The organism is Allobosea sp. TWI1241, from assembly GCF_039673065.1.
Lineage (GTDB): Bacteria > Pseudomonadota > Alphaproteobacteria > Rhizobiales > Beijerinckiaceae > Allobosea.
The window spans coordinates 45170-58691 of the sequence record NZ_JBDJKW010000003.1 but is presented as its reverse complement, the minus strand read 5'-3'; the positions used below and the strand labels follow the sequence as shown (position 1 = coordinate 58691).

Sequence of the window (13522 nt, the reverse complement as noted above, 5' to 3'; positions counted from 1 at the left end):
GCGTCGCGCCGCGCGCGCGGCGACAACAACTGCATCCGCCCGGTCTTCGACCGGGGTGTCGCTTCACCTGCCCACGGCTCGGCCGAGGCTCTGCTCAAGGAGACGTCCATGCGCCTTTTCGTCCGCCTCGCCGCCGGCTTCGCCATCGCCGCCTCCGTGACGACGCTCGTCGCCTCCGCCGCCGAGGCGCGCAAGCGCGAGCCGCTGCGCGTCACCGTGCAGAAGCGCAGCTATCTCGATCCCGGCAAGGTCGTGCCGGTCGGCAGCCTGAACCGCTATGCCACGCAGGGCGCGATCGCGAGCCCGGTCTATTCGGCGGCGGGCGAGCTCTATGGCGAAGGCACGCTGCCCGCGCGCATCGGCTCCGGCGCCAACCCGTTCGCCAACAGCTTCGCCTCGCCGCGCTACTGAGCGCGCAGGGCGGGAGACAGCAAAAAGGCCCGCCGCGAGGCGGGCCTTTTTCATGCGGTCAGCGGTTCCGGCTTAACGGACCAGGAAGTTGCGGAACTGCCAGGGATCGCTGGTGTCGATGTCCTCCGGGAACAGGCCCGGGCGGCCGTCGAGCGGGGTCCAGTCGGTGTAGTAGCCCTTCACCGGGCCGAGATAGGGCTTCTGGATCTCGAGGCAGCGGGCGAAGTCCATCTCCTCGACCTCGACGATCCCGGCCTTCGGGTTCTCCAGCGCCCAGACGATGCCGGCAAGCACGGCGGACGTCACCTGCAGGCCGGTCGCGCTCTGATAGGGGGCGAGCGTCCGGGTCTCCTCGATCGAGAGCTGCGAGCCGAACCAGTAGGCGCCCTTGCCATGGCCGTAGAGCAGCACGCCGAGCTCGTCGACGCCGTCGACGATCTCGTCCTCGGTCAGGATGTGGTGCTCCTCCTGCGCCTTGCCGGCATTGCCGAACATCTCGTGCACCGAGAGCACGGCGTCGTTGCAGGGGTGATAGGCGTAGTGGCAGGTCGGCCGGTAGATCGCCTTGCCGGTCTCGTCGGTGGCGGTGAAATAGTCGGCGATCGAGATCGCCTCGTTATGGGTGACGAGGAAGCCGTACTGGGCGCCGGGCGTCGGGCACCAGCTGCGCACCTTGGTCTCGGCGCCGGGCTGGAGCAGGTAGATCGCCGCGCCGCAGCCGCTCTCATGCGTGCGGGCATTGTCCGGCATCCAGCGCTCATGCGTGCCCCAGCCGAGCTCGGAGGGCTGGTGCGATTCCGAGATGAAGCCTTCGACCGACCAGGTGTTGACGAAGACGCCGCGCGGCTTGGGGTTGCGCGAGCGCTGGGTGTCGCGCTCGGCGATGTGGATGCCCTTCACCCCGGCCTGGCGCATCAGCGCGGCCCATTCGCCGCGGCTGCGCGGCAGCGGCGTGTTGAGGTTGAGGTCGGAGGCGAGGTTGACCAGCGCCTGCTTGGCCAGCCAGGAGGCCATGCCGGGATTGGCGCCGCAGCAGGAGACGGCGGTCGGCGTACCGGCCGGCCGCGCCCGCTTGGCGGCGAGCGTGGTCTCGCGCAGCGCGTAGTTCGAGCGGTCGGCGACGCCCTTGCTCTGGTCGAAATAGAAGCCGAGCCAGGGCTCGTTGACCGTGTCGATATAGAGCGCGCCGAGGCCGGAGCAGAACTCCATCAGGTCGCGCGAGCCGGTATCGACCGAGAGGTTGATGCAGAAGCCCTGCCCGCCGCCCTCGGTGAGGAAGGGGGTGAGGAGCTCGCGGTAGTTCTCCTGCGTCACGGCTTTCTTGACGAAGCGCAGGCCGCGCTCGTCCAGGATATGGCGGTTGTCGTCATCCGGCGCGATCGCCACGAAGCGGCTGCGGTCGAATTTCAGATGCCGCTCGAGCAGCGGCAGCACCCCACGGCCGATCGAACCGAAACCGATCATCACGACCGGGCCTGTGATCTCGCCGTGCACGGGCCAATCCGTCATTCTTTTCCACTCCTGGGTTGGATGCCAAACAGAGGCTGGTATGGCGCGGGCCCGCGGGCGTCAACCTGCGGGCCTCCCCGGGCCCGATCCGGCGCTCAGGTCGCCTCCGCCGCGCGGACGAAGGAAAACGGCCCGGGAAAGCGCTCGACATAGGCGGTGTGGGTGACGAGCCCGGTCTGCGGCCGGTAGCTGTGCAGGTGATAGGCCGGCGGCTCCATCTGGATGGTCGCGAGCGCGTCGGGGGCGAGGTCGAGCGTGACCTGATGGCTGACGCTCGGCGCGATCTGCGCCATCGTCCCGGCGAAACGCGCCTGGATCGGCCGGTGATGGTGCCCGCACAGGATGCGCTCGATCCCGGCGTGCCGGCCGACGATGGCGCGGAAACGATCGGCGCCCTCGATCAGCCGGATCCGGTCCATATGCGCGATACCGCTGTCGAAGGGCGGGTGGTGCATGGCGATGACGACGGGGCGCTCGCCCGCCGTCGCCAGCGCTTCCTCGAGGAAGGCCAGCCGCGTCTCGCACAGTGCGCCGGCGCTCTGGCCGGGCACCAGCGTGTCGAGGCCGATGAGGCGCAGGCCGCCGAGATCGGCGAGGAACTGCACGAAGCCGTCGCCGGTGTGGGCATGGGGGCCGAGGTCGAGCCCGGCGATCATCGCCGCGCGGACATCGTGATTGCCCGGGAGCATCAGCACCGGCAGGTCGAGCCCCGCCAGCAGCGCGCGCAGATGGGCGTATTCCTCCGGCAGGCCGCGATCGGCGAGGTCGCCGCTGATCAGCAGGAGATCGGGCCGCGGGTCGAGGGACGCGACGGCCTGCAGCGCGCGCGCCGACCGCGCGTAGGTGTCGGAGACGCGATGGGCAGGCTGGCCGGGCGGGCGGATATGGAGGTCTGAGATATGGGCGATCAGCATGGGGCGATGGCGGGCACCGTCCAGATGCCGGCCGCGCATGACGATCGCATGACGGAAGGCGCGCGGCCAGTGCTCGCGAGCCGGCTCAGGAATGCCTTTCGGAGGTTGCCGGCGCGCGGGCCGGTTCAGGCGGCGCGACGTCGGAGCCCGTCCGTTCCCTCGGCGGTGACCAGCGCCCCCGCTGGCTGGAGCACGCCGCTGGCGCCGGCGAGCGCGCCGGGGCGCAGCTCGAGGCCGAGGAAGCGCGCGCGCTCGACCGGGCCGGGCATGGCGAGATCGGCCATGCCGCGGCCGTCGAAGCCGAAGCGGGCGTAATAGGGCGCATCGCCGACCAGCAGGATGGCGCCGTGGCCGCGCGCGGCGGCGCGCGCGATGGCTTCGTGCATCATCGCCTTGCCCAGTCCCTCGCCCTGCAATTCGGGAGCGACCGCGAGCGGGCCGAGCAGCAGCGCCCGGCAGCCCTCGGCCTCGACATGCCAGAGGCGCACCGTCGCGACGACGACGCCGTCGCGCTCGGCCGTCAGGGCGAGGCCCTCGGCCGGCAGGCGGCCTTCGCGCAGGCGCTCACTCGACTTGGCGGTGCGGCGCTCGCCCATGCAGCGGTCGAGCAGGGCCTCGCGGGCCGGGACATCGGCAGCGATCTCGTCGCGGATCGTGATCATGACGCACCTCCTGCCGGCGCGCCCGTCCTCACGGGCCTACCCGGCGCCGCCCGAGAGCGGCCACAGCAGCGTGGATGGTGAAAATGGGTCCGGCGGGAGCCACGCCCGCACCTCCGCGAGGAAGGCGCGCGACGCTCCGCCCGGTATCCCGGACGGCCTGTCCCCGAGAGGGCAGGGCGCTTCGCCGGACCCGATCGCAGACGGGGGCGGACCGGCCGCCCCCGCGTCGTCAGATGACGTACTGCTTCAGCGGCGGGAAGCCGTTGAAGGCGACGGCCGAATAGGTCGTCGTATAAGCGCCGGTGCCCTCGATCAGGACCTTGTCGCCGATCTCGAGCGAGAAGGGCAGCATATAGGGCGCCTTCTCGTACATGACGTCGACCGAGTCGCAGGTCGGGCCGGCCAGCACGCACGGCACGGTGATGTCGCCGTCGCGCTGGGTGCGGATCGGGTAGCGGATCGCCTCGTCCATCGTCTCGGCCAAGCCGTTGAACTTGCCGATATCGAGATAGACCCAGCGAACGTCGTCGCTCTCGCTCTTCTTCGAGATCAGCACGACCTCCGCCTCGATCAGGCCCGCCTCGCCGACCATGCCGCGGCCCGGCTCGATGATGGTCTCCGGCAGGCGGTTGCCGAAATGCTTCGACAGCGCCTGGAAGATCGCATCGCCATAGGCCGGGACGCCCGGGATCGGCTTGAGATAGCGCGCCGGGAAGCCGCCGCCGAGGTTGACCATCGACAGCGACAGACCGCGGGTGGCGCACTCCTTGAACACGGCCGAGGCCGAGCCAAGGGCGGAATCCCAGGCGTTGACGTTCGCCTGCTGCGAGCCGACATGGAACGAGATGCCATAGGCCTGCAGGCCGAGGCGATGGCCGTGCTCGAGCACGTCTGCCGCCATTTCGGGCACGCAGCCGAACTTGCGCGAGAGCGGCCAGTCGGCGCCGGCACCGTCGCAGAGGATGCGGCAGAAGATGCGGACCTCCTCGGCCTTGGTGGCCTGGGCGGCACGGGCGATCTTCTCGACCTCGGCCTGGCAGTCGACAGCGAACAGGCGCACGCCGAGCTCCATGGCACGGGCGACGTCGCGCTCCTTCTTGATGGTGTTGCCGAAGGAGATGCGGTCCGCCGTGGCGCCGGCCGAGAGCGCCAGCTCGATCTCGACGACCGAGGCGCAATCGAAGCAGGAGCCGAGCTTGGCCAGCAGGCGCAGCACTTCCGGCGCCGGGTTCGCCTTGACCGCGTAGAAGACGCGGGTGTCCGGCAGCGCCCGGGAGAAGGCGACATAGTTCTCGCGAACGACCTCGAGGTCGATCACGACGCAGGGACCATCCTCACGGCGGTCGCGAAGAAATTCACGGATGCGCTCGGTCATCGGCGCGACTCCTCTTCCGGCGCGATCGGCGCCGATACGACGTGTAGCCGGTTGACACGTCAGCTTTCCGAGGCGCGATGGAGACGCCAAGGACCGCGGACGAGACGTCCGGACCCGAGAACACCGTCGATTGGGGAGACCCCGCACGCCCGGCAATGATGGACAAGCCTCTTCGGTGCCGGCCTTTGGAAAGCCGGCGAGACCAAAAAAGCCCGCTCCGTCGTTGCTTTAAGCTGCGTCCCCCGTGGAGTGCGGGGTTCGCCGGTTTCGCCTCCGGCTGCCGGTCGCTGTTCGGGAGCGGCTCTCGCTTGCGCGGAAGCCGGGAGCGTGACTCGAGGGGATGTCCATCCCCCTCCGTCCGTTTCCCATCCCTGGCGGCTGTCCGGCCTCTTGTCCGGATGCCCACCGACCGGCACGCGGCCACAGGCACGTGCGAATTGGGTGAGGTCGATATACGGATGACCGCCCCCCGCTTCAAGTGTTTTCTGGCGGTTGAATCATGGAAATTTCGGGGCAGCCCGCGCGCCGGTCATGGACGCGTCGCCGCAGGTGCCGCCCTGCCGCCGCCGCGCCCTAGACCGGCCCCATTTCATCGCCTAAGTCGTTGTCGTAACGTGCCTTCCGCTGCCTTTTCGACGGGACTGACTTCGACCATGATCGTGACCGACCGCCGCCGGGTCCTCGCCGGCCTCAGCGCCGTGCTGTGCGCCTCCGCCGCGCCCTTCGCCGTTCTGGCCCAGCAGCAGCCCGAGCAGCAGGCCGGATCGCCGCCGCAGCCGCGCTTCGGCTACGCGGACGTGCAGCGGCGCGCGCGCGAAATTTCGAGCGCCCCCTACGAGGTCGGCCCAAGCCTGCCGGAAGCGCTGGCCAAGCTCGATTTCGACACCTGGCGCGAGATCCGCTTCCGGCCGGACAAGGCGCTCCTGGCGCAGTCGAAATCCGGCTTCCGCATGCAGATGTTCCATCCCGGCTTCCTGTTCAACCGGCCGGTGACGGTGAACGTGGTCCGGGACGGCGTGCCGATGCCGGTGCCGTATTCGGCCAGCCTGTTCGACTATGGCCGCGCCAAGTTCGACAAACCGCTGCCGGTCAATCTCGGCTTCGCGGGCTTCCGCCTGCACTATCCGCTCAACGATCCGCGGGTGTTCGACGAGCTGATCTCCTTTATCGGAGCGAGCTATTTCCGGGCGCTCGGCCGCGGCCAGCATTACGGGCTCTCGGCGCGCGGGCTGGCGATCGGCGCCGGCGTGCGCGACGGCGAGGAGTTCCCCTTCTTCCGCGAGTTCTGGGTCGAGATGCCGGCGGCCAATGCCGAGCACGTCATCGTCCACGCCCTGCTCGATTCGCCCTCGGTCACCGGCGCCTATCGCTTCGCGATCTATCCCGGCCAGGAGACGGTGCTCGACATCCAGGCGACGCTGTTCCCGCGCCGGCGCATCGAGCGGCTCGGCCTGGCGCCGCTGACCTCGATGTTCTTCACCGGCGAGAACGACCGGCGCTTCCATGAGGATTTCCGCATGGAGCTGCATGATTCGGACGGGCTGATGATCCATTCCGGCAGCGGCGAGTGGATCTGGCGGCCGCTGCGCAATCCGCGTGAGCAGGTCTCCTCCTATTTCGGCGAGCGCAATGTGCGCGGCTTCGGCCTGCTGCAGCGCGACCGCGTCTTCGAGCACTATCAGGACCTCGACCTCGCCTACGAGCTGCGGCCGTCCTACTGGATCGAGCCGGACGGCGACTGGGGCGAGGGCCATGTCGAGCTGATCGAGCTGCCGACCACCGACGAGACCAACGACAACATCGTGGCGCTGTGGACGCCGAAGGTGCCGCTCGAGCCGGGCGGCGAGTTCAGCTTCCGCTACAAGCTCTATGCGATGCTCGACGCCGACGATCTGCACCCGGGCGGGCGGGCGCTCAACACCTATCAGGCGCGGCCGAAGGCGCTGGGCTCGGGCGAGGTGGTGCCACCCAATGCGCGCCGCTTCATCGTCGACTTCGCCGGCGGCGATCTCGCCTACCATCTCAAGCAGCCGGAGAAGGTCGAGATCGTGCCCTCGATCTCGAACGGCACGATCCAGCGCGCCTTCCTGGTGCCCAACGCCAAGACCAAGGGCTTCCGCGCCTTCGTCGACGTGCTGGTCGAGCCGGGTCAGACCGCGGATCTGCGCGCCTTCCTGCGCAATGGCGACAAGGCGCTGACCGAGACCTGGACCTATCCCTGGCGCGCGCCGGACCCGGCCTGAGGCCCGGCTTTCAGAAGCGCGGCGCGGTGAGGGCGGCGGCCGGTTTCCGGCGGCGGTCGGGCGCCGCGGCGACGGCCTCGATCTCGACCTTGAATTCCGGCAGGGTGAAGCCGGAGACGATCATCAGGGTCGAGGCCGGCGGCGGCGTGCCGACATGGGCGTCGCGCGATTCCATATAGCCCTTCATATGGGCGCGGTCGGTGACATAGGCATTGACGCGCACGATGTCGGCCAGCGTCATCCCCGCCTCGGCCAGGATCGCCGCGATATTGGCGAAGCAGAGATCGGCCTGCTCGCGCACGCCGTGTGGAATGGTGCCGTCGGCGGCGATGCCGAGTTGGCCGGAACAGAACACCAGGCGATGGCCGGCCGGCACCTCGGCGCCATGGCTGTAGCGGGCGAAGGGCGGGCGGATGCTGTCCGGGTTGAGCGGCTTCATGCGGGAACACTCCGGGGCGCGGCTGGGTGCCGTGATTTTGCATACAGGGGCGTGGTCATGCCATGTTCAGGCGGCATGACCGAGAATCGGATCGACCTAGCCAGCATCGAGAAGCCGACGATGATTGCCAAGACAAGGCCGCTCCTGACGACACGGCCGCTGCTGCGGATCGTGAGCCTCCTGCCTTTGCTGGCGCTCGGGGCCTGTGCCGGCTCGCAACGTTTCGGTGGCGGGCCCGGCTATGGCGGGCAGCCGGTGGCGCGCGCGCCGATCTATAACGAGCCCGTGCAGACGGCCCCGCCGATCCAGTCGGCGCCGGTGACGGCCGAGCCGCTGCCGCCTCCGGGCGGCTATCCGCAGGGCGGCTATCCCCCGCCGCAGACGGCCCAGCCTGGCGGCGGCCTGCCGCCGCAGAGCGATCCCTTCTTCGAACCGCAGCCGGGTGCGCCTGCGCCCGGTGCCGCCCCCGGCGGCCAGCTCGCCAATGCCGACCCGCGTCCCGCGCCGTCGACCAGCGGCGGTCGCGGCGGCTCGGTCGGTTCGCGCGACGGCGTCGTCGGCAACTGGACGGCGCAGGAAGCGACCGGCGGCTCCTGCCGCGTGCAACTCTCCAGCTCGCCCGCGCTCGATCTCTACCGCGCCAGCGCCAATGGCTGCAGCAACCGCGACCTGCAGCAGGTCAATGCCTGGGACTACCGCAATGGCGAGGTCTACCTCTACCAGCGCGGCGGCTCGGTGGTGGCCCGGCTGAAGGTCGCCAGCGGCGGCGCCATGAACGGGGCCATCGCCAAGTCCGGCGCGGCGCTCTCGCTCAACCGCTGAGCGGCGGGCCCGCTCAGCGCCAGCGCAGCAGGGCAGGGCGCCAGAAGCGCCGCTGCAGCGACAGGGCCGCGGTGGCGAAGCTCTGGGCGTTGTCCAGCGCCTCGTCGAGCAGGGTGAAGGGCGTCGGCGCGCCGGGCGCGATCCGGCCCTCGACATCGTTGAAGCCCCCGACCATCTCCGCCTCGAACTTGCGGGCGAGGCGCCGCATCGCGGCGTTCTCGGGCAGGCAGGTCATATAGAGCGTGCCGATGCCGCGATTGCGCGCGGCGGTGATCAGCCGGCGGAACAGCGCCTCGCCAATGCCGCGGCGGCGCCAGTCGCGCTCGACGCTGAAGGCGGCCTCGCCGGTCTGCACCACGATCTCCTCCAGCCCGCGCAGCTCGGCGGCGCCGCGCACCTCGCCGGCCTCGACATAGGCGTAGACCAGCCCGTCGATGCCGAAGGTCGTGGCGGCGTAGTCGCGCAGGAAGGCGTCGTTGACCGGTGTGCCGAAGCGCTCCCGCCGCGTCGCCGGGTCGAGGCGCAGCAGATGGGCGGTGAAGAGGTCCCGCTCGGCGGGCCACAGGCGCCGGACCTCGCCCTGTCGGGCGAGACGGCCGGCTGACGGTTCGTCTGATCGGTTCACTGAGCAACTCCTGACATCGCGCTGGTCCGCGCTGCCCGCCAGGAGGCGAATCTTCCCTTGGATGTGTCCGAAGATGGGCGTTTCCGCCGCCGATGCAAGCCCGAGGAATGCGGCAATTTCAGGCCGGACCTCCGATATGTGCTGGCGAGGCGGGCGTTTTACGCGCTGCACCGGGGTTGCGGCCATGCGCCGGCTGGCTTAACCCCGGGCGGTCCCTCATCATGCTGCAGGCCATGCCCGGCACTCTTCCCGAACGCTACGACGCCCTCGTCCAATCCGGCGCGATCGAGCGCGACCAGGCCCAACTGGCGGTTGTCGCGCGCCTGCAGGCGTTGAGCGATGCGCTCGCCAGCCGCCGCCTCGCCCGCAAGAGCAGCGCGCTCGGCTGGCTGTTCGGCCGCAACCAGCCGGCGCCGGAGGCGCTGAAGGGGCTCTATGTCTGGGGCTCGGTCGGCCGCGGCAAGACCATGCTGATGGACATGTTCTACGAGACGGCGCCGATCGCCAGCCGCAGGCGCGTGCATTTCCACGCCTTCATGGCCGATGTCCACGAGCGCATCCACGCCTACCGGCAGGCGCTGAAGGCCGGCACGGTCAAGGAGCCGGACCCGATCGGTCCGGTCGCGGCCGCGCTCGCCGCCGAGGCGACCCTGCTGTGCTTCGACGAGTTCACCGTCACCGACATCGCGGATGCGATGATCCTCGGGCGGCTGTTCACCGCGCTCTTCGCCGCCGGCGTGGTGGTGGTGGCGACCTCGAATGTCGAGCCGTCGCGGCTCTACGAGAACGGGCTGAACCGGGCGCTCTTCCTCCCCTTCATCACGCTGCTGCAGAGCAAGGTCGAGGTGCTGCGCCTCGATGCCCGCACCGATTTCCGGCTGGAGAAGCTTGGCGACGCCCCGGTCTACCATGTGCCGGCGGACGAAACGGCGCGTGCCGCGCTGGACCGCGCCTTCGCGCGGCTTTCCGGGGTGGCGCGAGGGCAGCCGGAGACGATCGAGGTCAAGGGCCATGCGCTGAGGCTGCCGCAGGCGGCCGGCGGGGTGGCGCGGGCGAGCTTCGCCGATCTCTGCGCCAACGCCTATGGGGCGAGCGACTATCTCGCGCTCGCCCGACGCTTCCATACCCTCATCCTCGACGAGATCCCGGTGATGGACATGGACCGGCGCAACGAGGCGAAGCGCTTCATCATCCTGATCGACGCGCTCTACGAGACGCATGTGAAGCTGGTGGCCTCGGCCGCGGCCGAGCCGACCGGGCTCTATGTCGCGACCAGCGGCCGCGAGGCCTTCGAATTCGACCGCACGGTCTCGCGCCTGATCGAGATGCGCTCCGACGAGTATCTCGCGCATCCGCACGGGCGCGGGGACTCGCAGGCCAGCGGCGACAGCACCGGGCTGGTGGAGACCTGAGATGGTCGCCCGCGAGCCGAGCGAGATCCGCATCCTCTCGGTCGCCGGCGAGCATCTTCGCCTCCACGGCCTGCGCCGCTTCACCGTGGTCGCGGTGGCGGAGGAGGCGGGCATGACCCATGCCAACGTCTACCGCTACTTTCCCTCGCGCACGGCCCTGATCGACGCGGTGGTCGACGTCTGGCTGAAATCGGCCGAGCGCGGGCTTGCCGACATCGCCGACGGGCCCGACCCCGCCGACGACAAGCTCGAGCGCCTGATCCTGGCGCTGGCGCGGGCCAATCGCGGCCTGCTGCACGAGGAGCCGCATCTGTTCGCGGCGCTGTCGCAGGCGGTGGCGAAGCGCCATGCGGTCAGTCGGCGCAATCGCGCCCGCGTGCGCGCGCTGTTCGAGCGGGTCATCGACGAGGGCATCGCCACGGGCGCCTTCGAGCCGCGCGATCGCGACCGGGCGATCGCCTTCGTGATCGACGCCACCCACCGCTTCATCCATCCGGCCGCGCTGGAACTGGAGGGGGACGTGCCGCAGGCCTCGGTCGATGCCCGGCTCGCCACGCTGATCCGGGTGGTTCTGCGCACGCTGGCGACGGGGGTGATCTAGAAAATCGGGGAAGATGACATTATTTGTAATATGTCATCAGACCGGTTTCGGGCCGCTTTGCGGCGCTTTTGCGGCACCGATTTCTTAAGCTTTTGATTCTACGGGCTATTCGCTGCATCATGCGCGAAATCGGGTCGAAATGCCCGAAAAAGCCGGGTCGCGGGCAGGGTTGAGCCGCGCGGCGGCTTGGGCCAAAGAACCGTCGGCTTTTAGGCTCCATAACAGCTTTCGGCTCCAACCACGGGAATACGCCAATGGCCCGCAAGAAGATCGCCCTCATCGGTTCCGGACAGATCGGCGGCACGCTCGCTCACCTCGCCGGCCTCAAGGAGCTCGGTGATGTCGTCCTGTTCGACATCGCCGACGGCATTCCGCAGGGCAAGGGTCTCGACATCGCCGAGTCCGCTCCGGTCGACGGCTTCGACGCCGCCTATACCGGCACCAACAGCTACGAGGACATCAAGGGCGCCGACGTCGTGATCGTCACCGCCGGCGTGCCGCGCAAGCCCGGTATGAGCCGCGACGACCTGATCGGCATCAACCTCAAGGTGATGAAGTCGGTCGGCGAGGGCATCCGCCAGTACGCCCCGAAGGCCTTCGTGATCTGCATCACAAACCCGCTCGACGCGATGGTCTGGGCCCTGCAGAAGTTCTCGGGCGTCAAGCCGAACATGATCTGCGGCATGGCCGGCGTGCTCGACTCCGCCCGCTTCCGCCACTTCCTCGCCGACGAGTTCAAGGTCTCGGTCAAGGACGTCTCGGCCTTCGTGCTCGGCGGCCATGGCGACGACATGGTGCCGCTGGTTCGCTATTCCGGCGTCGCCGGCGTGCCGCTGCCCGACCTGGTCAAGATGAAGTGGACCACCCAGGAGCGCCTGGACGCCATCGTCGAGCGCACCCGCAAGGGCGGTGGCGAGATCGTCAACCTGCTGAAGACCGGCTCGGCCTTCTACGCCCCGGCGGCTTCCGCGATCGCCATGGCCGAGAGCTATCTCAAGGACCAGAAGCGCGTCCTGCCGGCCGCCGCCTATCTTAAGGGCCAGTACGGCGTGCGCGACATGTTCGTCGGCGTGCCGGTGGTGATCGGCGCCAAGGGCGTCGAGCGGGTCGTCAAGATCCGCCTGAACGGCGCCGAGAAGGAGATGCTGGCCAAGTCCGTCGCCTCGGTGCAGGGCCTGGTCGACGCCTGCAAGACCGTCGATCCGTCGCTGGCCTGACATCGAACGCGTGGCGGGATGGCGGGCGGGCAGGTCTCGCGCCGTCGTCCGCCTCCGCCATCCGCCACACGCCTCTAGGGAAACCGAGCAGATGAACATCCACGAATATCAGGGCAAGGCGATCCTGAAGGAGTATGGGGCTCCCGTCTCCGCCGGCTTCCCGGCGATGTCGGTGGCCGAGGCCGTCGAGGCCGCCAGGAAGCTCCCGGGCCCGCTCTACGTCGTCAAGAGCCAGATCCACGCCGGCGGCCGCGGCAAGGGCAAGTTCAAGGAGCTGCCCGCCGAGGCCAAGGGCGGCGTGCGCCTGGCCAAGTCGGTGGAGGAGGTCGAGGCCTTCGCCAAGGAGATGCTCGGCAACACCCTGGTGACCGTGCAGACCGGCCCGGCCGGCAAGCAGGTCAACCGCCTCTATATCGAGGACGGCTCGGACATCGAGAAGGAGTTCTACCTCTCGGCGCTGGTCGACCGCGAGACCTCGCGCGTGGCCTTCGTGGTCTCGACCGAGGGCGGCATGGACATCGAGGCCGTGGCCCATGACACGCCCGAGAAGATCCTGACCTTCTCGGTCGATCCCGCGGCCGGCATCATGCCGCATCACGGCCGCACCGTCGCCAAGGCGCTGAACCTCTCCGGCGACCAGGCCAAGCAGGCCGGCAAGGTCATCGAGCAGGTCTACAACGCCTTCGTCGGCAAGGACATGGCGATGCTCGAGATCAACCCGCTGATCCTGACCACCCAGGGCCAGATCAAGTGCCTCGACGCCAAGGTCTCCTTCGATTCCAACGCGCTCTACCGTCATCCCGAGCTGATGCCGCTGCGCGACGAGACCGAAGAGGACGCCAAGGAGATCGAGGCCTCCAAGTACGACCTCGCCTATATCGCGCTCGACGGCACGATCGGCTGCATGGTCAACGGCGCCGGCCTCGCCATGGCGACGCTCGACATCATCAAGCTCTACGGCGAGGAGCCGGCGAACTTCCTCGACGTCGGCGGCGGCGCCAGCGAGGAGAAGGTCACCGCGGCCTTCAAGATCATCACCGCCGACCCGCAGGTGAAGGGCATCCTCGTCAACATCTTCGGCGGCATCATGAAGTGCGATGTGATCGCGCGCGGCGTGATCGCGGCGGTCAAGGCCGTGGGCCTGCAGGTTCCGCTGGTCGTGCGCCTCGAAGGCACCAATGTCGAGGAAGGCAAGCAGATCATCCGCGACTCGGGGCTGAACGTCATTCCGGCGGACGATCTGGACGACGCCGCCCAGAAGATCGTCGCCGCGATCAAGAAGGCTTGAGGTA

13 protein-coding genes are annotated in these 13522 nt (G+C 69.1%); 7 read left to right on the top strand and 6 right to left on the bottom strand.

Features of this window, described 5'->3' with window-relative positions; genetic code table 11:
• Positions 1 to 108: 108 nt before the first annotated feature.
• On the top strand, positions 109 to 411 hold the full coding sequence (locus ABE438_RS05445) for a hypothetical protein (protein ID WP_346501528.1): 303 nt from the start codon (positions 109 to 111) through the stop codon (positions 409 to 411).
• A gap of 72 nt (positions 412 to 483) precedes the next feature.
• Here ABE438_RS05445 and ABE438_RS05440 read toward each other — a convergent pair whose 3' ends face one another.
• The 4 genes from ABE438_RS05440 to ABE438_RS05425 all read right to left on the bottom strand — a co-directional run bounded on the left by ABE438_RS05440 (position 484) and on the right by ABE438_RS05425 (position 4871).
• On the bottom strand, positions 484 to 1920 hold the full coding sequence (locus ABE438_RS05440; RefSeq protein ID WP_346501527.1) for a homospermidine synthase: 1437 nt from the start codon (positions 1918 to 1920) through the stop codon (positions 484 to 486).
• A 95-nt stretch (positions 1921 to 2015) separates the two neighbouring features.
• Positions 2016 to 2873, bottom strand: coding sequence for a phosphodiesterase (locus tag ABE438_RS05435; protein ID WP_346501526.1), 858 nt, complete (start codon positions 2871 to 2873; stop codon positions 2016 to 2018).
• Between the two features lie 86 nt (positions 2874 to 2959).
• The gene (locus ABE438_RS05430) at positions 2960 to 3496 is read right to left on the bottom strand and encodes a GNAT family N-acetyltransferase (protein ID WP_346501525.1); all 537 of its coding nucleotides are present in this window, start codon (positions 3494 to 3496) and stop codon (positions 2960 to 2962) included.
• A 229-nt stretch (positions 3497 to 3725) separates the two neighbouring features.
• Entirely contained in the window at positions 3726 to 4871 is a 1146-nt protein-coding gene (locus tag ABE438_RS05425) for a type III PLP-dependent enzyme (protein ID WP_346501524.1), read from the bottom strand.
• Between the two features lie 653 nt (positions 4872 to 5524).
• Between ABE438_RS05425 and ABE438_RS05420 the strand changes: the two genes are divergently transcribed.
• The gene (locus ABE438_RS05420; protein WP_346501523.1) at positions 5525 to 7114 is read left to right on the top strand and encodes an OpgD/OpgG family glucan biosynthesis protein; all 1590 of its coding nucleotides are present in this window, start codon (positions 5525 to 5527) and stop codon (positions 7112 to 7114) included.
• Positions 7115 to 7124: 10 nt separating this feature from the next.
• Here the strand turns inward: ABE438_RS05420 and ABE438_RS05415 are convergent, their stop codons facing one another.
• Entirely contained in the window at positions 7125 to 7553 is a 429-nt protein-coding gene (locus tag ABE438_RS05415) for a RidA family protein (RefSeq protein WP_346501522.1), read from the bottom strand.
• Between the two features lie 75 nt (positions 7554 to 7628).
• On the opposite strand from ABE438_RS05415, the gene ABE438_RS05410 reads away from it, so the two are divergent.
• The gene (locus ABE438_RS05410; RefSeq protein ID WP_346501521.1) at positions 7629 to 8375 is read left to right on the top strand and encodes an AprI/Inh family metalloprotease inhibitor; all 747 of its coding nucleotides are present in this window, start codon (positions 7629 to 7631) and stop codon (positions 8373 to 8375) included.
• Between the two features lie 13 nt (positions 8376 to 8388).
• On the opposite strand, the gene ABE438_RS05405 is transcribed toward ABE438_RS05410, so the two are convergent.
• Entirely contained in the window at positions 8389 to 9000 is a 612-nt protein-coding gene (locus tag ABE438_RS05405; RefSeq protein WP_346501520.1) for a GNAT family N-acetyltransferase, read from the bottom strand.
• 221 nt (positions 9001 to 9221) lie between these two features.
• On the opposite strand from ABE438_RS05405, the gene zapE reads away from it, so the two are divergent.
• From zapE to sucC, 4 genes are all read left to right on the top strand, one after another.
• On the top strand, positions 9222 to 10412 hold the full coding sequence (gene zapE, locus ABE438_RS05400) for a cell division protein ZapE (protein WP_346501519.1): 1191 nt from the start codon (positions 9222 to 9224) through the stop codon (positions 10410 to 10412).
• Position 10413: 1 nt separating this feature from the next.
• The gene (locus ABE438_RS05395; protein WP_346501518.1) at positions 10414 to 11013 is read left to right on the top strand and encodes a TetR/AcrR family transcriptional regulator; all 600 of its coding nucleotides are present in this window, start codon (positions 10414 to 10416) and stop codon (positions 11011 to 11013) included.
• 254 nt (positions 11014 to 11267) lie between these two features.
• Positions 11268 to 12230 (top strand): malate dehydrogenase, encoded by a 963-nt coding sequence (mdh, locus tag ABE438_RS05390; RefSeq protein ID WP_346501517.1) that lies wholly within the window; start codon positions 11268 to 11270, stop codon positions 12228 to 12230.
• A 91-nt stretch (positions 12231 to 12321) separates the two neighbouring features.
• The gene (gene sucC / locus ABE438_RS05385) at positions 12322 to 13518 is read left to right on the top strand and encodes an ADP-forming succinate--CoA ligase subunit beta (RefSeq protein ID WP_346501516.1); all 1197 of its coding nucleotides are present in this window, start codon (positions 12322 to 12324) and stop codon (positions 13516 to 13518) included.
• Positions 13519 to 13522: the final 4 nt, after the last annotated feature.

Coding starts and splice junctions, on each gene's coding strand:
- ABE438_RS05445 (WP_346501528.1), top strand. CDS start 109: ATGCGCCTTTTCGTCCGCCTCGCCGCCGGCTTCGCCATCGCCGCCTCC.
- ABE438_RS05440 (WP_346501527.1), bottom strand. CDS start 1,920: ATGACGGATTGGCCCGTGCACGGCGAGATCACAGGCCCGGTCGTGATG.
- ABE438_RS05435 (WP_346501526.1), bottom strand. CDS start 2,873: ATGCGCGGCCGGCATCTGGACGGTGCCCGCCATCGCCCCATGCTGATC.
- ABE438_RS05430 (WP_346501525.1), bottom strand. CDS start 3,496: ATGATCACGATCCGCGACGAGATCGCTGCCGATGTCCCGGCCCGCGAG.
- ABE438_RS05425 (WP_346501524.1), bottom strand. CDS start 4,871: ATGACCGAGCGCATCCGTGAATTTCTTCGCGACCGCCGTGAGGATGGT.
- ABE438_RS05420 (WP_346501523.1), top strand. CDS start 5,525: ATGATCGTGACCGACCGCCGCCGGGTCCTCGCCGGCCTCAGCGCCGTG.
- ABE438_RS05415 (WP_346501522.1), bottom strand. CDS start 7,553: ATGAAGCCGCTCAACCCGGACAGCATCCGCCCGCCCTTCGCCCGCTAC.
- ABE438_RS05410 (WP_346501521.1), top strand. CDS start 7,629: ATGACCGAGAATCGGATCGACCTAGCCAGCATCGAGAAGCCGACGATG.
- zapE (WP_346501519.1), top strand. CDS start 9,222: ATGCTGCAGGCCATGCCCGGCACTCTTCCCGAACGCTACGACGCCCTC.
- ABE438_RS05395 (WP_346501518.1), top strand. CDS start 10,414: ATGGTCGCCCGCGAGCCGAGCGAGATCCGCATCCTCTCGGTCGCCGGC.
- mdh (WP_346501517.1), top strand. CDS start 11,268: ATGGCCCGCAAGAAGATCGCCCTCATCGGTTCCGGACAGATCGGCGGC.
- sucC (WP_346501516.1), top strand. CDS start 12,322: ATGAACATCCACGAATATCAGGGCAAGGCGATCCTGAAGGAGTATGGG.